We start from the raw sequence: 18,200 nt of genomic DNA, 5'->3' as shown, positions 1-18,200 counted from the left end.
CAAATGAAAACAATTTTTATTTTTTAATCGACAATCCATAAACCAAAGTCTCACTCGGAGTCGTAATACTAAAACCTGTCGTCTTATAATCAAGTTTCACCGTATCACCAGTGTAGTCTTTCGTGAATGAATCCATTTGTACGATAAGCTCTGCATCTTCATATACAACATCATCTGCGTTATATGTATCCCAAATTAAATCGACATCAACGAAAATACTACAAGAGTTCGTCATTGTTCCTCTAATGCGAACGATCTTTTTATCTTCAAGTTCTAATCTATGTATAGCTGCTTTCGCTTCATCAGTAATGCGAATGTTCATTGTATCCCAACCTTTATTTATATTTCCTTTATTATTGCAAAAACAGGAGCAATAGGGAAGTAAAGAGGTTTGCAACAAAAAACGAGCAAACAAATTTGTTTGCTCGTTTCACTTTATTTTAGTTCACATTTATCAAGTGGAATCACTTTTGTTTTTTTCGTAAATTTATAACCTAACCATAGTACTAAGAAGAGTGGTAAACCGATGTAAGAAACGAGTACACCGTTCCAATCAATTGCTTCACCCATAAATGCGCCGTAGTTTTGTCCTAAAATTACGATGATACAAAGTGTAAATGCGAAGATTGGACCGAATGGGAACCATTTTGCTCTATATGGTAAGTCATTTAAATCTTTTCCTTGTGCGATATATGCTTTACGGAAACGGTAATGACTAATTGCAATTCCAACCCATGCGATAAAACCAGACATTCCAGATGCGTTTAATAACCAAATGTATACAACACCGTCACCGAATAAAGAAGCAATGAAAGCAATACTACCAACAATTGACGTTACGATTAACGCGTTAACAGGTACACCGCGGCTATCTAATTTACCAAGAAACTTTGGTGCTTTTCCTTGGCGTGCTAAATCCCAAAGCATACGAGTTGATGCATACATACCAGAGTTACCAGCAGATAGTACAGCAGTTAAAATAACAGCGTTCATAACAGAAGCAGCAAAGGCAACGCCCGCTTTTTCAAAAATAAGTGTAAACGGACTTACTGTAACATCACTTGCAGCAAGGCTTTCAGTTGTATAAGGAATTAATAAACCGATAACGAGAATCGCAAGGATATAGAATAAAAGAATACGCCAAAAGATTGAACGAATTGCTTTTGGGATATTACGTTCTGGATCAGACGTTTCACCAGCAGCTACTCCTAATAGTTCAGTACCTTGGAATGAGAAACCAGCTGCCATAAACACACCGATAATTGCCATGATACCGCCGTTAAATGGTGCATCTGCAACAGTGAAGTTTTTAAATCCAACCGTTTCACCGCCCATAATGCCGAAAATCATCATGAAACCAACAATTAAAAAGATAATAATCGTAACTACTTTAATAAGTGCGAACCAATATTCAGATTCACCAAACCCTTTAACAGATAAATAGTTTAAAAGGAAAATAATAGCTAAACATAATCCGCTCCAAATAAGAGAAGGGGTATCTGGGAACCAAAATTTCATAATTAATGTTACGGCTGCAAGTTCAGCAGCAATCGTAATTGCCCAGTTATACCAATAGTTCCATCCAAGTGCAAAGCCAAGTGATGGATCAACAAATTTTGTTGCATACGTGCTAAAAGATCCAGTAACAGGCATGTAAGCTGCAAGTTCAGCTAAGCTTGTCATTAAAAAATAAACCATAATTCCAATTGCGGCGTATGCAATTAATGCGCCACCAGGTCCAGCTGTATGGATGACACCACCGCTGGCAAGAAATAGTCCGGTACCAATTGTACCACCGAGAGAAATCATCGTAAGGTGACGAGATTTTAATCCGCGTTTTAATTCACCTTGTCCTTGTGTAGTTTGCGTTTTAGAGGTAGATTGATTTGTTGCGCTATTCATGTTCAACACTCCTTTTCTTGTAGGTTAGGAAGGAGCGGGGGAGAAAAATACAAAAAACCGCCAAAGGAATTTGGCGGAACGTTTCACAAATAACCACCCCATCATACCCTTCCGTTAAGATAGCACCCCACGTTTACACGGTAATTTTGTAAACGTGACAGTTCTGTTCCTTTCGGAGACAGCCCCAGCTCATATTTCCAGAGAAGAAATATAAACTTCGGCAACTTTTCCTTTCAAACGGAGTCAGCTGACATTCTCTGTGTCTCGTCCGTTTTACTATTAAAAGTCGCAACCTCTACCTCATCGGATTGATGAGGATTTATATATTGCTAAGATTTTTAATATATGGCAATTGTAATGACTTTCTGAATATATTGCAAGATATTTTGTTAGGAAAAGTCAAAAAATATCGGTTATTGTATAGGAAACGCTTGCAAAACTCCACCCGAACCTACTATTATGTAGCAATAAGCAAAGAAAAAATTGTTATACAAATGTTTCGCAAAAAATATTGAAAAACCCTCTAAATTAAAAGAAAATTCAGAAAAATATAATTCGACATTTATGATAAAGTTTTATTATTTGTTATAATTAGAGTAACGTTTAAGCAAAAAGGGGAAATCAAAATGAAATTAGAAACAGAAAGGCTCTATATAGTGCCGTGTACAGAAGAGAGTATTCAAGTCGCTAACGAGCAAGGATATAATAGCGGTCCGCATATTGTAGGGCATGTAGAGAATGTAAAACAAGATGCGGCTTTATTACCATGGGGGCGTGGTATGTTCTTCGGAAAGAAGATGATACCGTTTTAGGTGATATTGGGTTTAAAGGGAAACCAAACGAGGATCAAACAGTAGAAATTGGCTATGGATTCATTGAGAAATATTGGAATCAGGGCTATGCAACAGAAGCTGTAAAAGAACTAATCGATTGGGCTTTCAAAACAGGAGAGGTAGAAACAATAATTGCAGAGACACTTCTAGATAATTATAGTTCGATTCGTGTTTTAGAAAAGTTACATATGAAGAGAGTAAATGCTACAGAAACGATGATTAATTGGAAAATAGAAAAATAAAAAATACCGCTCTAAATTGGGCGGTATTTCTTATAGTTATGGTAGCATTTGCTTCTGATCATTTGGATACTCAGCCGTTGATGCGTTAGGACGATTGGAATGATTTCGAACAGCAATGAAAATAGAAATAATAACGACAAGACCAACTGTAACATAAGAAAGTGAAATAATAGTTGGATCCACTTTAAATGTAGTAAGCAGTGTACGTATATTCGTAAAGATAATAAGACCGCCAACTAATACCCCAAGTAAATGTGCTGGAACGATACGAACTAACCATGCAGCAATTGGAGCTGCGACAATACCGCCAAGCATTAACGCAAATACCCAAACCCAGCTTACTTGTTCCCAGCCAAGTGAGATGAAGAAGCCAATTGTTGCAGCGAGTGAAACAGGAAATTCACTCGTATCTACAGATCCAATAACTTTTCTAGCTTCATTTCCTCTTGCTAGAAGAACGGGTGTCGTAATCGGCCCCCAACCACCGCCACCAGTTGAATCAACGAATCCAGCGAATAAACCAAGCGGCACAAGTTGTTTTGCAGACATACGCTTATTTGAAGTGACAATTTGTTTTTGAATGATGAATCGTAATAAAATATAAACCCCTAAAGTGAATAAAAATATGGAAATGTACGGTTTGATCACATCGCCAGGCAAATTACTTAAAAAACATGCCCCAACAAATGCGCCGATTGCCCCAGGTAATGTAAGCCTGGAAACTGTATATTTATCAACGTTTCCAAATTTGATATGAGATGCGCCAGAAGCTGCAGTTGTAACCACTTCAGCTAAATGAACCGATGCGGAAGCTACAGCCGGTGCAATACCAAACATTAATAATAGTGAAGTAGACGTTACCCCATACGCCATTCCAAGTGCTCCATCGATCAATTGAGCGAAAAATCCAATAATAGCAAAGACAATTAATTTCTGCATAAATAATCCCCCTGTAATAATAAATGAAAAAGACACTTTTCCCGTATGAGAAAAGTGCCTTTGGTTTTTCCAATCAGCAATAATTAAATTTGTTTCATTATAATACATATTAATCGTATAAATCAACTAGGTTTTAAAGTTTTTGAATTGAATGAAAGAAAAATAAAATATACAATAAAAGGATGGAGAGAAAGGGGAGAAAGACATGTTACGATTTGATCATCTCGTTCACACAGTTCATGGTACACCGGAGGAAGCGGCAAAACAAATGCAGGAACTTGGATTTCATACTGTATTAGGCGGAGAGCATACGAATTGGGGTACTTGGAATAGTTTAAGTTATTTTGATTTATCATATATAGAATTTTTAGCAGTTCAACATGAAGAAAAAGCGAAAGAAGCAGAAAATCCATTAGTACAAGAAACAGTGGTGAAACTACAAAATGGAGAAGGAATGCTACAAATCGCGATCCTAACAGATGCAATTGAGGAGCTAGCAGTTAACTTTAAGAAGCACGGCTTACATACGATAGGGCCATTTGAAGGGAAACGCATGAGAAAAGATGGCCGGCTTTTAGAATGGAAAATGTTATTTGTTAAGCAAGAAGAGAACGGACCGAAATTACCTTTCTTTATACAGTGGAATGAAACGGACGAAGAAAGAAGAAACGATTTACGTAACATTGGAACGATTACGGAACATAAAAACAAAGTACAACAAATTGAAACGATCCATTACGCAGTGAAAAACGTTCGAGAAACGGTGCGGAAATGGAAAAAAGTAATGGGACTATCTACAAGCTCAGTTGTGAAAAATGAAAAATGGAATGCTGAGTGTCAAAGTGTAGTGTTTGGAGATATTCATGTACAGTTTTGTGAACCGATTGAAGAAGGGCTAGTGCTAGAACATTTGAATAAGAATGGCGAAAATCCATTTGCAGTAGAGTTTACAGGTGGAAATAAACGAGAGCATGAAGTGCTAGGTAGTTTGTACATATATTAATAGAGGTGAATGTTGTGGAAGAAATCCTTAGAGAGATAGAGAGAAAACTAGAATGGCCTCGTATGTTAAAAGCGACTGTTATTTCAAAAGGCTTTTCATTCGATGAGAAATATAAAATTGAATTAGAGAGTGGGGCCTCGTATTTTATTAAAGTATGCGATTCATCATATTTTGAACGGAAGCAGGAAGAATATGAATATATGCAGCAGCTAGATTCTTTACATATTCCTATGCCAAAATTAATTCATTTTATTAGTCTTACTAAATTCAATAAATGTGTACAAGTTTTTGAATGGATTGATGGATTAGATGGTGAAGATATATTAAGAACGTTGTCTACAGAAGAGCAGTATAGGGCTGGAAAAAAGGCTGGAGAAGTACTAAAAAAGATTCATTTAATTGAAAAAGAAGATAAAAGTAATTCATGGGAAATGTCTATATGGAGTAAATATGAGAGATACTTAGAAGCGTTGAAAGAATATGAAGTAGACTTTTTTCGTTTAAATACAGTGATAGATTTTGTAGGAAATCATAAAGATTTATTAAAAAATCGTCCCATCGTATTTTTACATGACGATTTTCATCCGGCTAATATAATGATTGACCAAAATGAGTTTCGGGCTGTCATTGATTTTGCTAGATTCGATATTGGTGATCCTATTCATGATTTTTATAAAGTAGCACTATTTACAACGAATATAAGCAAACCATTTGCGGTTGGACAAGTTCACGGCTATTGCGGAGGAGAACCTGATCTACATTTTTGGAAACTGTACTCATTATATGCAGCAATGATATTCCCGGCTGATATCGTATGGACAAACCGAAGCACACCATATTTATTAGATGATATGAAGGAAAGGTTAAATGGAATTTTAGAAGATCATAATGATTTTTCATCCTATATTCCAAAATGGTATCAATCAAGCGAATTTAATAAATAAAGGAGTAATTTATATGGATAAAATAGCAGTAATTTCAGATATTCACGGTAATATTCAAGCATTAGAATCCGTGTTGAATGATATTAAATTAAGAGGAATCGAGCGCATTATTTGTCTTGGAGATTTAGTAGGAAAAGGACCTCATTCCAGTGAAGCAATTGAAATCATTCGTAAAGAATGTGAAGGAGTTGTAATGGGGAACTGGGATGATTTCATTACAAAACCGACTGAATTTGAAGCGTTAAAATGGCATCAAAAACAATTATCAGAAGAACAAAACAACTATTTAAGAAGTTTACCATTTTCAATCGAATTTTTTATGAGCGGCAAACTCATTCGTATGTTCCACGCCTCACCGAGAAGTTTATATGAAAGAATTCAACCACACGCTTCAAGAGAAGAACGTATTAGTATGTTCGAAAATAGTGAGCTCACAGAGAATATAGAAGGGGAAAGAAAACCCGATGTCGTTTGCTACGGTGACGTTCACCAAGCGTTCGTTCAAAATTTCAGAGGGAAAACGTTATGTAATGCTGGTAGTGTAGGTAATCCTCTTGAAATTACACAAGCGTCCTATTTAATATTTGAAGGAACTTACAATGAAAAAGAAGCAACGAGCTTTTCTATTCAACTCGTACGTGTACCGTATGATATTGAATTGGCAATTCGGTTAGCTGAAGAACTAGAAATGCCCGAAATCGAGGAATACAAACAAGAGTTACGGACTGCATTGTATCGAGGGTTTAAGGGGAAGTAAGCCAATCATAATATATCAATGATTTTTCAAATATATCTATCGTAACTTAAAATATATCAACGATTTTTTCGATATATCAACGATTCGAAATAGGATATCGACTTACCGACAAATAATGATATGAAATGTTACCTGTAATTATGTTATGTAAACTGATTGTAGGAGGAAATATCATGAACCGAATACAACGCATGAAAGAAATTGTAGATCATATTTTAAAATTAAACTTAACTCATCCAACAAGAGTTGGAGTAAGTGGTATTACAGCTTCAGGAAAAACAACAATTGCAAATGAACTAGCGGAAGAAATAAAAAAACGAGGGTTACCAGTAACATGCGCTAGCATCGACGATTTTCATAATTCAAGAGTGATTCGCTATGCACAAGGTAAAGAATCTGCAAGAGGGTATTACGAAGATGCACACGATTATACAGCTTTCAAAGAAAGGTTATTAAAGCCTTTAGGACCAAACGGGAATTTACAATATGAAACGAGTTCTCATAATTTAAAAACGGATATGCCTGTACATAATGAGCCACTAGTGGCCACGCAAAATATGATATTAATAGTAGATGGAACGTTTCTATTGAAAAAAGAAGTTGAGCATTTATTTGATTACAAAATCTTTGTAGATACAGATTTTGAGATTGCGAGAAAACGTGGCGCAAAGCGTGAGACGGAGGCTTTTGGAAGTTATGAAGAAGCAGAGAAAATGTTTTTAACCAGATATCATGCGGCCTGTAAGATGTATATAGATGAGCATAATCCGATAGAGTGTGCGGATGTTGTATTTCAGAATAGTGATTTAGAAAATCCAGAAGTTATATTTCATGAAAGAGCGTAATACATAATCAGAAATATATGTATAGCCTTTTATTTATTGTTATAATTAAATTAATTTTATGAAGCAAATAAAAGGGGATAAGACAATAAAAAACGCAAAAAGGGGACAGGAAATTTAATGAATGAAGTACTAGAATTAAAAGAAGAACTACTACAAATTAAAAATAATAATTATGCTGTACCAGAAGATGTGGATGCATATCCATATGCGCAGTGGATGTTAGATTATATCGGATCACCTGATGCTGAATTACGTGATGATTTAATTTATAGTACGCTTCACACATGGATTACAAATGATGTATTTAGACAAAAAGAGTTACGAGGATTAATGTTACAAGCGATTAGTCCTGATTATTTATTTTATAAAATTGGTGAAAAGGGAACAGACTCTGTATTTAAACGTGCGTTCTCCGTATTAATTCCGCCACTTATTTTATCTGTTCATGAAAGAGAACCACTGTTATCTGAAGAACAACTGTACAGTGTGGCAGAACAAGTGCTGGAATATGTATATTTAGAAGAAGATGTAAGAGGCTACGTAGAAGGAAAAGGCTGGGCACACTCTACTGCACATGCAGCAGATGCGCTTGATGCTTTAGCGCGTACAATCCAAAATCGTGAGTTCTCATATGCAATACTAGCTGCCGTTCGTCAGAAGGTACGCTTACATGACTACGTATACATTCACTTTGAGGATGAGAGATTAGTAGCGCCAATTATGTCGTTACGTAACCAAAATCTTTTAACTGAAGAAGAGTGGAGCAACTGGTTACATAGTATAGCAACTGTTGAAGACATCCGACATCCGCAGCATGCTATTTTAGTACAAAATATTAGAGCTTTCTTAAGAAGTTTATATTTTAGAGTTTTAGAGACAGAGGGTAGTACAGCATTTACAGATGATATATTGGAGACTTTGAAGGGGTTGCGTAGGTATTAAAAATAAGTTTTTCTAAGAGAAAAGTACATAAAACCACTACATCCCAACCATACTAATAAAATGTGTTGGAGGTGAGTTTAATGGACAAAAAAGACTTTGAAAAAGTGTATAATGATTATTTACATCAAGGAGAAGAGCAAGCTCAATTTGAAATAGCTCAGGAAGTTACTTCAGGAGCAGAACAAATTGTTGCCGTTCGTAAAAATGATGATGGAGATTTAATAGCGTTTAAAACAAGTAGCGGGAGAGAGTTAGATTATATGACTGCTCTTAATGAAGCAAAATCAGGGAAGTTAGCTCATGTGGACGTATTTCATAAGTATGGCAGAGATATTATACGTAGTGAACCGGATGGTATAAAGGAAAATAACTTAGATAATTTACCTTCATTTTAAACGGGTAAACCTCAAGAAGAGAATGTTCATTACGATATTCTCTTCTTTGTTTTGCGAAGTTTTCCTAGCAAATAGACGATTCATTTTTAAAGTGAGATCATACTTTTAAAGAGTGCTCTAAATTTCTCTTTATCTTCTGCTGTAAATGGTTTCGGTCCCTTTGTACGTTTACCACTTTTTCGAACCATTGCACTTAAATATCGTGTTTGTAACAATTGTTCAATGTTATCATTCGTATACTTGTACCCTTTATGATGAAGAACGATACAGCCTTTTGCTAAAGCGAGCGAAGCAAGACCGTAATCTTGTGTTACGATTAAATCTTCTTTTTTTGCTAACTGCATAATTCGGTAATCTGCAGCATCTGCTCCAGAATCAACATAAATTGTTTCGACACCTTTTGGCTGTTCTGCATTAGAATAATGTGAAAAACTAGTAACGAGGGTAACAGGAATTTCCACATTCGTAGCCTCAAAAATAATCACATCTTTTACAGGACAAGCATCTGCATCAACGTAAATCTTCATTTTATCACTCCTATAAATAGGTTCGAGTAGATAATAATGGTAGATTTAGGTTTTGTCAAACGAGAAAGCTTTATTTAAAGTTATTTTCACATACCAAAATAGCCTCGCGTAAACGAGAAATACCTTCCGCAATTTGATCAATATCCACTTTTCCATAAGATAAACGTATATAACCATCTTTCGCACCGAAAATACTACCTGGCATAAAAGCAATTTTTTGTTTTAAACTTTGCATAATGAGTTGTTTTTCGTTTATAGGTTCTTTTAATTTCCCCCAAATGTATATACCACCAGTAGGGTTTGAAAAAGAGATTTTATCATGAAGTTGCTCGTTTAGGGCACGAACGATAACGTCTCTTTTTTCTGCTAATTGTTTTCGTAACGGTACGATATGAGACTGAAATGGTACGGTTTCGAAAAATTGCTGCATAAGCCACTGCGGGAAAATACTCATTCCTAATTCCATTTGGTGCCGTGCGTCTGACAATCGCTCTACGACAGACTGCGGGGCGACAAGCCAACCGACTCGTAATCCTGGCGCAATCATTTTTGATAAAGAATGTACATAAATGACAGTTCCGTTTTCATCTATTGATTTCAAAGTAGGACAAGGTTGTTTCTTTTCTAGCGTCAGCAAACTAGATGGATCATCTTCAACGATTGCAATTCGTAAATCTGCGCAAAGTGATAATAGTTTTTTTCTACGGTTTGGATGAAGCATCGTCCCCGTCGGGTTTTGGAAATTTGGATTTAAAAAAATCATTTTAATGCGGTGCTTTCTGTATAGCTCTTGTACATCGTCTGGATTAATACCATGTTCATCGACAGGTAACGGGAAAATACGAATACCTGCTGATTGGAATAACGGCAAGGAATAACAGTGTGAAGGACTTTCGAAAGCAACAGCATCACCTGGATTTAATAAACATTGCACGATAAGGTGAAGTGCTTGCTGTGCGCCAGATGTAATCATAATGGATTGTTCAGTCGCCTCAACTTTTAAATATTCCTTCATATATTTTACGACCGCTTGTCTTAGCGGAAGATAGCCTTGCGGATGATCGTAACTTAATGAATGCGTTAACGGTTGTTCACGTAAAATCGCTTGTAGTTGATCATGAGGATAAAGATTACAACCGAGTTCTCCATTAGCGAAATCTATAATATTTTCATTTTGTTGTACTTCTGCCCGAATATGGCGAAGTAGTGGTAAGTTTGGTAAAAAAGTACCACCTTCTACGAAATTTCTCCAGTTCGGCGTTAATGTTGGAGAAACGCCCCACATATGTGTACTCACACGTGTACCTTTACCAGTCGTACTTTCTACAATTCCCATAGCACGTAGTTCATTATAAGCAGTCGTTACTGTACTTCTGTTTACATTTAACTGCGTAGCTAATTTCCGTTCTGAAGGGAGGAAGCTTCCTGGAGGAAGTTCTCCATATGTAATACGTTTTTCAATAAAGTCAACAACTTGCTGATAAATAGGGATTTTACTGTCACTATCTAGCTTCCATTCCATAAAAAACGCCTCCGTATCTCTTATATACATCCAGTATAGCAAATTGGCTGGGTAAAAAAACAGCCAATTGGACGGTGTTATATCCAGCCAATTTTACTATGCTAAATAGGGAAGGGGAGATTCGGATGAAACGATGGCAAATGGAATGGCTCCTAGTATCAGTTGCATTAGTATGGGGAGCAAATTATACAATAGGAAAGTATGGCGTGGCATATATGTCATCCATTCAATTTAATAGTTTACGATTTTTAGTAGCATCACCGGTATTATTACTTATTACTTTTATAATGGAACGCTCATTACGTATTGAAAGAAAAGATTGGTTACGATTAGTAGCAGTCGGTATCGTTGGTACGACAATGTATCAAACGATGTTTATGCTATCTGTGAAATATACTTCAGCAACGAACGCCTCATTATTAATTGCGATGTCACCTATTTTTACAGGGATATTAGCAGTATTGCACAAACAAGAACGTTTTTCGATGAAGGTACAAATTGGTTCAATAGTAGCGTTTATTGGTGCAGCATTCGTTTTATTAACAGGACATACAGAAGGAACTACTTACGAATATGCGTGGCTTGGAAACATAATTGGATTAGTCGCAGCGATTGCGTGGGGATGGTATCCAATATTAGCGCAACCTCTTATAACAAAATATTCCGCAATGAGAGTCACATCTTGGTCAACTTTAATTGGAATTGTACCTCTCGTTGTATATTGTTTATTCAACGTAAATACATTAACGTGGCCAGTAGACATGCCAAGCTGGGGGTCTCTAGCATATTCAATCGTCTTCGCGACAATCTTCGGACTTGCAATGTGGTATGTCGGTATTAGTAAAATAGGCTCAACGAAAGTAATGGTTTATATGTATCTTGTACCATTGTTCGCAGTTATCTTCGCGGCAGTAACTATCGGAGAGCAAATCAACATGATGCAACTCGTTGGCGGACTTATAATCTTTATCGGCTTATATGTTGTAAAAAAGGGTGGAATTCAAAAGCCAGCTCTCAATTTGAAAAAAGTAAGTTAACAATAAAAAGGATCTCTTTCATATAGAAGGAGATCCTTTTGGTTTTTGTAATAAAAGCGCTTGTTCAACAGCCCATTTTTGATGATCATGAATGAGAAGCTCTACAGCAAGTAAAGGAGACATCCACCGCAAAACATGATCTTCCTCACAGTTTTCAGTTTGTGTCTGCACCATGTTCGCAATATAAAAGAACCCATCGTTTAAATAATAAGTATCTTCTTTTTCCGCATAAAAATATCGCATTGCATTACCGATATATTGATTAATTTCAATTGCCCATCCTAATTCCTCTAGTAGTTCACGATGTAAGCATTCATCTTTTGTTTCGGTACCTTCCATACCGCCACCAGGTAAAAAATAACGGTCTCCTTTTTGGATAATAGCAATGTTTGAAGAAGTTGAGTTAAAAATAATTGCATAACAACTAGGCCGTAATACATATTGCTCAGTAGGCTTTTTATAACCAAAAATAAGTTTAGATATCATAAAACACGTCACCTCTCTATAAAATACACAAAAGGAATAATAAGGTAAAAATAGAGTTGTATAAGTATAATCTTACGAGATTGGAGTGATAACAAAATGATAAATCGAAAGTGTTCGCGCTGTAAAGAAATTACAGGTACATTGCACGGTGGTAAAAAAATTAAGGAAGAATTTCTATGTGAGGACTGTTTACAAAAAGGAATTGCGAGTGGAGAAATCGAATTATCACAAGTGGAAGAAAAACAAACTTCGTATCTTTCTATAAAAATATTAAAAATAATGAGTGTGATTTATTTAATAGCATCTATTTTAATGGCTTTTTCAACTGGTCCATTTATACATAACCTGGGGTTTGATGAAATGTCCATTTCAGGATCAGAATTAGGTTTAATAAGTATTGTTATGCTAGGTTCTATATTTCAGTCAGTTCTCGTATTTTGCGGGATATGGGTATTCATCCTATTAGTAGAAACAGTCATTAAAATTTATGAAAAAATGAAGTGAGTGAGAGGGAGAAACATATGCGAGTAAGAAACATCCAAGGGGAAGATTATGTAAAGATTCATTCTGTTTTAAATGATTGGTGGGGCGGGAGAGACATGGCTGCCATGTTGCCAAAATTGTTCTTCATTCACTTTCAAGAAACGAGTTTTATTATTGAAGAAGAGGGAGAAACGTTAGGTTTCTTATGCGGATTCTTCTCACAAACGCATAAAGAGGAAGCGTACGTTCATTTTATCGGTGTCAATCCGAAGTATAGAAGAAGAGGAATTGCATCGACATTGTATTCGTATTTCTTTGATGTCGCACGTGCAAATAACCGTAAAGTTGTAAAAGCAATCACGTCACCAGTTAATAAAAAATCGATACAGTTTCATAGGGAGATTGGCTTTCAAATTGAGGCTGGGGATGATGAGATAGAGGGTGTATCGGTACATACAAATTATGATGGGAACGGCGGGAGTAGAGTGTTATTTTTGAAAAATGTGTAAAGAGAGGCTAACGTGTTGTTAGTCTTTTTGTGATGAGGAGGTATTAGTATGGAAAATAAACAAAGCAGAAATGAGTATGTAAGACGCATACATACAGTTCAAGATTATATAGAATCAAACATAAATAGTTCACTATCTATTGAAGAGCTAGCCGAGGTAGCAGGATTTTCAAAGTTTCATTTTCATCGAATTTTTAAAGGAATAGTAGACGAGCCGTTATCACGATATGTAAATCGATTGAAGTTAGAAAGGGCAACAAACCTTCTTACATATCGATTGGATATGACGATTACGGATATCGCTTACCATTTTGGTTTCACAGATTCAGCAGTTTTCTCCCGTACATTTAAAAATTATTACGGAGTAAGTCCGTCTCAATATCGAAATCACAATAGCAAGAATTGCAAAGACGTAAGGGGAATTCCTCAATACAATGAATGTAAGAAGGTTCGAGGTAATGTTGAAATTGTAACAGTGGATGATATAAACGTCGCATACATAAGACATATAGGTACATATGAAGAGTTAACTATAGCTTTTCCAGAAATGATAGAGAAACTATTTCATTACGCAGCTAAGCAAAACTATCATGTATTTGATGATACGAAAGTATTAACCATTTACCACGATCATCATGAATTTACTGAGGACTATCATTTAAGAACAAGTTTATGTATAACAATTCCGGAGGCGTCCGCAATAGAAACGAACGACATAGGAATAATGGTAATACCTTCAGGCAAGTATGTAGTAGGACATTTTGAAATATTTCAAAATGAATATAAAGGAGCATGGGACTTTATATACGGTGAGTGGCTTCCAAATAGCGGATATAAACCGAGAGATTCGTATCCTTTTGAAGTATATAAAAATGATCCAAAGCATAAACATATAGTTGATATATATGTACCTATCGAACCTTTTTAATTATAGGTTAAAGGGGAAGGAATAATGAAAACTGCTGAAAAGTTAGATCAGATTATAAAAGAAGAATATGAAAATATGAATGGTATGTTAGTAGTGCAGAAAGGTAATGTTATTTTTGAAAAATATTATAACGGTTACGGTCCAGATGATGCATTTCACATAGCGTCAGTCACAAAAACGATAATCTCTGCGCTAATTGGGATATGTATAGATAAGGGCTATATAAAAAGCGTTGATCAAAGAGTAATAGAATTTTTCCCGGAATATAACGTTAATTCATCTGAAGTAACAGTAAGCCATCTTCTAACGATGACAGCTCCACATCCATTCGTAGACTGGCAGGAACCGTTAGAAGAACTATGTACACAACAAGATTGGATACAATATACGTTAAATAGGATAGGAAACGGCGGAGAAATTGGATCTTTTAAATATTCATCTGCAGGAGCTCATATACTATCAGCGATCATAACGAACGCAACAGGAAAAAATGCGCGTGAATTTGCGAATGAATACTTATTTCAGCCACTCGGCATGAGAGAAATTCCAAACTATAATATGAAAGCATTTGGATTTGATGACTTATTCGGAAAAGATGTGAAAGGATGGGTTCACGATCCAAATGGTATTTCGACGGGCGGCTGGGGACTAACGTTAACGGTTAGAGATATGGCGAAGTTTGCACAGATGTATTTGAATGAAGGTATTCATAATGGAAAACAAATACTATCAAAATCATGGATAAAAGAATCGACAGAAATGAACCAAAATCAATATGGTTATTTATGGTGGTTACGAGAAGAAGAGGGTGTCTATTCGTATTGTGCAATGGGTGATGGTGGGAATATGATTTGTTGTATTCCAGAGAGAGAATTGTTAGTGGTGATTGCTTCAGAGGTTATACCGAATGCACGGGATAGATGGGAGCTAATTAAAGGGTGCATACTTCCTTATTTAAAAGATTAATATGGTTATTTTTATCAAAATAAGAATGAAAGGTTTAGTTAAACTTGTTTTGTTCTCCATGATAGAATAAAGTGTCGTGATTACAAAGTTTTGTAACTAAGACTATAAAACTTCAACACCTATACGATTATTAAATAATTGCAAGGTGTTGAAGTACTTTTTAATCTATTAAAGCTGCTTTCAACTAAAAGAAGAAACATCTTTTTTCTTAGCTGTTTAACTATTTTTTAACTTTGTGAAGTATAAGATACATCGTGCCCAGCACAATTGCTAGTAAGGTAAATTTAATTAATTCTATTAGGCTGGCATCCCATTTGTTTTGCGCTACATCTGTTAAATAAAATACATTAAACATACCATGTAAAATTGCGGGTGATATTACAGAACCACCATATTCTCTCGTGTACGTCAAAATTAAAGACAATATAAATAATAAAGAGAGATAACTTAATATTCCTACAAACTGAAACTCATATTTTTTATAAAAGATAGCTACTGGTAAATGCCATGAAGACCAAAGCAAAGCTATAATAATAGCTGTTTGCATAAATGAATATTTTTTTCGTAAATAGTAATGAAAATTCCCTCGCCATATAATCTCTTCTAATAATGCAGATAAAAATCCAATTGTAAGACCAACGAGCAAGAGAAATCCTAATTCATTCCAATTATAATATAATAACTTTATATCATAATTATAAAAATAGAAATGGAGACATAGTCCTAGAAGTAGTGGCAATAATATAGAGAAAATAAGTGTTTTTATTTTTGGACGTGAAAATCCAAATGTATGAACTATTTTTTGTTTCTTATATAATGTTTGATATGAAATAACTGCTAAAAGCGGAACAACCATTGTAAACCCCAAATAATTACGACCATTTTCTATGTTCAGCAAGATGATATTTACAAGTGATGTAAGAAAATAAATACATAATGTTGAATGATAAACTATGTGTTTATTAATATTTTTCACCTGCCTAAGTATGTATAAGTGGTTAATCGAATATCCGATATTTTAATTATATATGAAATGGAAATCGACAGAATGAATATTTCCATATTATTGTTTTTAAGATAGAAAAAGTGTCGAAATTACATATATTGAATTTATAGAAAAATTAAATTATCCACCGTAACTTTTCACAACAAAAAATCGTTAAACAAAAGAATAGATTTTTTATCACGAATGGGGGAGAACCATGAAAATTCTAATACTAGGCGGTACACGATTTTTAGGAAGAGCTTTTGTAGAAGAGGCTTTGAAAAGAGGGCATGAAGTTACAATATTCAACCGTGGAACAAACAATGAAATTTTTCCAGATGTGGAACATTTAATCGGTGACAGAAATGGTGATGTATCAAGTTTAGAGAATCGAAAGTGGGATGTTGTCGTAGATACGTGTGGGTTTTCTCCGCATCACATTAGAAATGTTGGAGAAGTACTTAAAGATAATATTGAACACTATATATTCATCTCAAGCCTTTCCGTATATAAAGATTGGATTCCGCATGACATAAAAGAAGACTATATATTACAACCTGAACCAACTGAAGAGCAAATAAAGGCTGTAGAGAATGGTGAAATATCTCCTTATGAGCATTATGGTGCGCTGAAAGTATTATGTGAAAAAGAAGCAGAGAAGTATTGGCCGGGGCGTGTTTTACACGTAAGAGCAGGACTTCTTTCAGGAATGTTTGATTATACAGATCGACTAACATACTGGATCGGGCGTGTAGCAAAAGGAGGTAAAGTGTTAGTACCAGGCAGAAAAAATCGTCCAGTGCAATTAGTTGATATAAAGGATGTCGCGAGCTTTGGACTCAACATGGCAGAAAATAATAAAGTAGGTACATTCAATATAACAGGTCCGAATGATGAATTGACGATGGAAGAACTATTATATACGTGTAAAAAGGTTACGAATAGCAATGCTGAATTCATTTGGGTAGATGAGTCATTTATGAAGGAACAAAAAGTAGAGCCTTGGACAGAGATGCCTTTATGGATTCCGGAAACTTTTCCATTAGAAGGGGAAACGAAGCCGTGGAAAGGTGGATTTTCAATTAGCATTGAAAGTGCTGTTAAAGAAGGGCTTACTTTTAGAAGAATAGAAGAGACAGTTACAGATGTGTATGGGTGGATGGAGAGTACGGAAGAATGGGAATTAAAAGCAGGTATTTCAGGCGAGAGGGAGAAGGAATTGTTAGAAAGATGGTATCAATAAATTTAGCGGAGTCCTTTGAATATACTTGATTGCACATAAGGAGGAGAAAAGGTGATGTGGAAAGACACCATTCACAGTATCTCATCAAACTTAAGCTTAAAAAATCCGGCTACGAAGGAGGAACTTACTGATATACAACAATGTTTACATGTGGAGTTACCGAATGATTTATATCAATTATTACAAGAAACAAACGGTATAGAAGGTGAGTACGGGGACTTTATATGGTCTGCTTCAAAAATTAAAACTGAAAATATGAATATGAGAAATATAGCTGATTTTAAGGATCTATATATGCCTTTTGGCTGTTTATTATTTTTTGCTGATGGCGGAAATGGTGATTTGTTTGGCTATTCCATTTTGAATGGAAAAGTGCAAAGAGATGATATATACGTATGGAACCATGAAAATGATAGTAGAACGTGGATTGCTCCTTCGTTAGAAATTTTTATGGAGTGGTGGGAGAGCGGAAAGATAACAATTTAAACATAGTATTAAGAAAAAACGCCTTGTTACTAAAGAAACAAGGTGTTTGTCGTATGTAAATTTATAACTCAATTGGTTCTTCCCCATACATTTCCCACAGCTTAGAAAACATATTTTTCAGTCCTTCTTCGTCATCCTCATCCTAGTCTAACTTGATATCAACTTCCTCAAATTTTTCTTCTATTTCAAACTCTTTCTCTTTCACACTATCAGTTGTGCCAATTTTT

Annotated in this window: 20 protein-coding genes, 2 pseudogenes and 1 riboswitch; of the genes and pseudogenes, 14 read left to right on the top strand and 8 right to left on the bottom strand. The window is 35.3% G+C overall.

Going from position 1 to position 18,200, the window contains the following annotated elements:
- Positions 1–16: 16 nt before the first annotated feature.
- Positions 17–322 carry an iron-sulfur cluster biosynthesis family protein gene (locus ACS2FK_RS13245; RefSeq protein WP_001026167.1) on the bottom strand — a complete coding sequence of 102 codons (306 nt, stop codon included), beginning with the start codon at positions 320–322 and terminating at the stop codon, positions 17–19.
- Positions 323–435: 113 nt separating this feature from the next.
- A complete protein-coding gene (locus ACS2FK_RS13240; RefSeq protein WP_001083396.1) occupies positions 436–1,902 on the bottom strand; it encodes an amino acid permease in 1,467 nt (488 codons plus the stop codon).
- Between the two features lie 112 nt (positions 1,903–2,014).
- Positions 2,015–2,208: riboswitch (Lysine riboswitch) on the bottom strand.
- Positions 2,209–2,528: 320 nt separating this feature from the next.
- Here ACS2FK_RS13240 and ACS2FK_RS13235 point away from each other — a divergent pair.
- Positions 2,529–2,977: pseudogene (locus ACS2FK_RS13235) on the top strand (GNAT family N-acetyltransferase).
- 36 nt (positions 2,978–3,013) lie between these two features.
- Here the strand turns inward: ACS2FK_RS13235 and ACS2FK_RS13230 are convergent.
- Positions 3,014–3,916: a sulfite exporter TauE/SafE family protein gene (locus ACS2FK_RS13230; protein ID WP_023522339.1), complete on the bottom strand. Its 903-nt coding sequence runs from the start codon at positions 3,914–3,916 to the stop codon at positions 3,014–3,016.
- Positions 3,917–4,121: 205 nt separating this feature from the next.
- Between ACS2FK_RS13230 and ACS2FK_RS13225 the strand changes: the two genes are divergently transcribed.
- The 6 genes from ACS2FK_RS13225 (at position 4,122) to ACS2FK_RS13200 (ending at position 8,802) form a co-directional block, all read left to right on the top strand.
- Entirely contained in the window at positions 4,122–4,919 is a 798-nt protein-coding gene (locus tag ACS2FK_RS13225) for a VOC family protein (protein WP_063547768.1), read from the top strand.
- Between the two features lie 14 nt (positions 4,920–4,933).
- Positions 4,934–5,863, top strand: a complete 930-nt coding sequence (locus ACS2FK_RS13220; protein WP_023522337.1) for an aminoglycoside phosphotransferase family protein — start codon at positions 4,934–4,936, stop codon at positions 5,861–5,863.
- A 13-nt stretch (positions 5,864–5,876) separates the two neighbouring features.
- Positions 5,877–6,620: a metallophosphoesterase family protein gene (locus ACS2FK_RS13215; RefSeq protein WP_063549330.1), complete on the top strand. Its 744-nt coding sequence runs from the start codon at positions 5,877–5,879 to the stop codon at positions 6,618–6,620.
- 173 nt (positions 6,621–6,793) lie between these two features.
- On the top strand, positions 6,794–7,465 hold the full coding sequence (locus tag ACS2FK_RS13210) for an AAA family ATPase (protein WP_063547766.1): 672 nt from the start codon (positions 6,794–6,796) through the stop codon (positions 7,463–7,465).
- A 117-nt stretch (positions 7,466–7,582) separates the two neighbouring features.
- Positions 7,583–8,407, top strand: coding sequence for a DUF2785 domain-containing protein (locus ACS2FK_RS13205; protein ID WP_063547764.1), 825 nt, complete (start codon positions 7,583–7,585; stop codon positions 8,405–8,407).
- Between the two features lie 80 nt (positions 8,408–8,487).
- On the top strand, positions 8,488–8,802 hold the full coding sequence (locus tag ACS2FK_RS13200; protein ID WP_000358159.1) for a DUF3892 domain-containing protein: 315 nt from the start codon (positions 8,488–8,490) through the stop codon (positions 8,800–8,802).
- Between the two features lie 86 nt (positions 8,803–8,888).
- On the opposite strand, the gene ACS2FK_RS13195 is transcribed toward ACS2FK_RS13200, so the two are convergent.
- Positions 8,889–9,329, bottom strand: a complete 441-nt coding sequence (locus ACS2FK_RS13195; RefSeq protein WP_000708772.1) for a YaiI/YqxD family protein — start codon at positions 9,327–9,329, stop codon at positions 8,889–8,891.
- 70 nt (positions 9,330–9,399) lie between these two features.
- Complete coding sequence (locus ACS2FK_RS13190; RefSeq protein WP_023522332.1) at positions 9,400–10,851, bottom strand: PLP-dependent aminotransferase family protein; 1,452 nt, start codon at positions 10,849–10,851, stop codon at positions 9,400–9,402.
- A 125-nt stretch (positions 10,852–10,976) separates the two neighbouring features.
- On the opposite strand from ACS2FK_RS13190, the gene ACS2FK_RS13185 reads away from it, so the two are divergent.
- Positions 10,977–11,888, top strand: coding sequence for a DMT family transporter (locus ACS2FK_RS13185; protein WP_063547762.1), 912 nt, complete (start codon positions 10,977–10,979; stop codon positions 11,886–11,888).
- A gap of 18 nt (positions 11,889–11,906) precedes the next feature.
- Here the strand turns inward: ACS2FK_RS13185 and ACS2FK_RS13180 are convergent, their stop codons facing one another.
- A complete protein-coding gene (locus tag ACS2FK_RS13180; protein ID WP_000623966.1) occupies positions 11,907–12,374 on the bottom strand; it encodes an NUDIX hydrolase in 468 nt (155 codons plus the stop codon).
- 96 nt (positions 12,375–12,470) lie between these two features.
- On the opposite strand from ACS2FK_RS13180, the gene ACS2FK_RS13175 reads away from it, so the two are divergent.
- The 4 genes from ACS2FK_RS13175 to ACS2FK_RS13160 are packed head-to-tail and all read left to right on the top strand — an operon-like array spanning position 12,471 to position 15,259.
- The gene (locus tag ACS2FK_RS13175; RefSeq protein ID WP_023522330.1) at positions 12,471–12,878 is read left to right on the top strand and encodes a DUF3980 domain-containing protein; all 408 of its coding nucleotides are present in this window, start codon (positions 12,471–12,473) and stop codon (positions 12,876–12,878) included.
- A 17-nt stretch (positions 12,879–12,895) separates the two neighbouring features.
- On the top strand, positions 12,896–13,366 hold the full coding sequence (locus ACS2FK_RS13170; protein ID WP_001266040.1) for a GNAT family N-acetyltransferase: 471 nt from the start codon (positions 12,896–12,898) through the stop codon (positions 13,364–13,366).
- A gap of 48 nt (positions 13,367–13,414) precedes the next feature.
- A complete protein-coding gene (locus ACS2FK_RS13165; protein ID WP_063547760.1) occupies positions 13,415–14,293 on the top strand; it encodes an AraC family transcriptional regulator in 879 nt (292 codons plus the stop codon).
- A 24-nt stretch (positions 14,294–14,317) separates the two neighbouring features.
- Positions 14,318–15,259 carry a serine hydrolase domain-containing protein gene (locus ACS2FK_RS13160; protein WP_063547758.1) on the top strand — a complete coding sequence of 314 codons (942 nt, stop codon included), beginning with the start codon at positions 14,318–14,320 and terminating at the stop codon, positions 15,257–15,259.
- Positions 15,260–15,479: 220 nt separating this feature from the next.
- Here ACS2FK_RS13160 and ACS2FK_RS13155 read toward each other — a convergent pair whose 3' ends face one another.
- Positions 15,480–16,235, bottom strand: a complete 756-nt coding sequence (locus ACS2FK_RS13155) for a CPBP family intramembrane glutamic endopeptidase (RefSeq protein ID WP_080469830.1) — start codon at positions 16,233–16,235, stop codon at positions 15,480–15,482.
- 226 nt (positions 16,236–16,461) lie between these two features.
- On the opposite strand from ACS2FK_RS13155, the gene ACS2FK_RS13150 reads away from it, so the two are divergent.
- Both ACS2FK_RS13150 and ACS2FK_RS13145 read left to right on the top strand, forming a co-directional pair.
- Complete coding sequence (locus ACS2FK_RS13150; RefSeq protein WP_063547754.1) at positions 16,462–17,487, top strand: SDR family oxidoreductase; 1,026 nt, start codon at positions 16,462–16,464, stop codon at positions 17,485–17,487.
- 54 nt (positions 17,488–17,541) lie between these two features.
- Positions 17,542–17,973 carry an SMI1/KNR4 family protein gene (locus tag ACS2FK_RS13145; protein WP_063547752.1) on the top strand — a complete coding sequence of 144 codons (432 nt, stop codon included), beginning with the start codon at positions 17,542–17,544 and terminating at the stop codon, positions 17,971–17,973.
- Positions 17,974–18,034: 61 nt separating this feature from the next.
- On the opposite strand, the pseudogene ACS2FK_RS13140 reads toward ACS2FK_RS13145, so the two are convergent.
- Positions 18,035–18,121, bottom strand: a pseudogene (locus ACS2FK_RS13140) (DUF4240 domain-containing protein); the annotation flags it as partial.
- Between the last annotated feature and the right edge of the window lie 79 nt (positions 18,122–18,200).

This window comes from Bacillus cereus group sp. BceL220 (assembly GCF_051776965.1).
Lineage (GTDB): Bacteria > Bacillota > Bacilli > Bacillales > Bacillaceae_G > Bacillus_A > Bacillus_A cereus.
This window is presented reverse-complemented; position numbering and strand designations above follow the sequence as displayed.

Coding starts and splice junctions, on each gene's coding strand:
- ACS2FK_RS13180 (WP_000623966.1), bottom strand. CDS start 12,374: ATGATATCTAAACTTATTTTTGGTTATAAAAAGCCTACTGAGCAATAT.
- ACS2FK_RS13175 (WP_023522330.1), top strand. CDS start 12,471: ATGATAAATCGAAAGTGTTCGCGCTGTAAAGAAATTACAGGTACATTG.
- ACS2FK_RS13200 (WP_000358159.1), top strand. CDS start 8,488: ATGGACAAAAAAGACTTTGAAAAAGTGTATAATGATTATTTACATCAA.
- ACS2FK_RS13150 (WP_063547754.1), top strand. CDS start 16,462: ATGAAAATTCTAATACTAGGCGGTACACGATTTTTAGGAAGAGCTTTT.
- ACS2FK_RS13225 (WP_063547768.1), top strand. CDS start 4,122: ATGTTACGATTTGATCATCTCGTTCACACAGTTCATGGTACACCGGAG.
- ACS2FK_RS13245 (WP_001026167.1), bottom strand. CDS start 322: ATGAACATTCGCATTACTGATGAAGCGAAAGCAGCTATACATAGATTA.
- ACS2FK_RS13145 (WP_063547752.1), top strand. CDS start 17,542: ATGTGGAAAGACACCATTCACAGTATCTCATCAAACTTAAGCTTAAAA.
- ACS2FK_RS13195 (WP_000708772.1), bottom strand. CDS start 9,329: ATGAAGATTTACGTTGATGCAGATGCTTGTCCTGTAAAAGATGTGATT.
- ACS2FK_RS13185 (WP_063547762.1), top strand. CDS start 10,977: ATGAAACGATGGCAAATGGAATGGCTCCTAGTATCAGTTGCATTAGTA.
- ACS2FK_RS13165 (WP_063547760.1), top strand. CDS start 13,415: ATGGAAAATAAACAAAGCAGAAATGAGTATGTAAGACGCATACATACA.
- ACS2FK_RS13240 (WP_001083396.1), bottom strand. CDS start 1,902: ATGAATAGCGCAACAAATCAATCTACCTCTAAAACGCAAACTACACAA.
- ACS2FK_RS13215 (WP_063549330.1), top strand. CDS start 5,877: ATGGATAAAATAGCAGTAATTTCAGATATTCACGGTAATATTCAAGCA.
- ACS2FK_RS13205 (WP_063547764.1), top strand. CDS start 7,583: ATGAATGAAGTACTAGAATTAAAAGAAGAACTACTACAAATTAAAAAT.
- ACS2FK_RS13190 (WP_023522332.1), bottom strand. CDS start 10,851: ATGGAATGGAAGCTAGATAGTGACAGTAAAATCCCTATTTATCAGCAA.
- ACS2FK_RS13160 (WP_063547758.1), top strand. CDS start 14,318: ATGAAAACTGCTGAAAAGTTAGATCAGATTATAAAAGAAGAATATGAA.
- ACS2FK_RS13170 (WP_001266040.1), top strand. CDS start 12,896: ATGCGAGTAAGAAACATCCAAGGGGAAGATTATGTAAAGATTCATTCT.
- ACS2FK_RS13210 (WP_063547766.1), top strand. CDS start 6,794: ATGAACCGAATACAACGCATGAAAGAAATTGTAGATCATATTTTAAAA.
- ACS2FK_RS13230 (WP_023522339.1), bottom strand. CDS start 3,916: ATGCAGAAATTAATTGTCTTTGCTATTATTGGATTTTTCGCTCAATTG.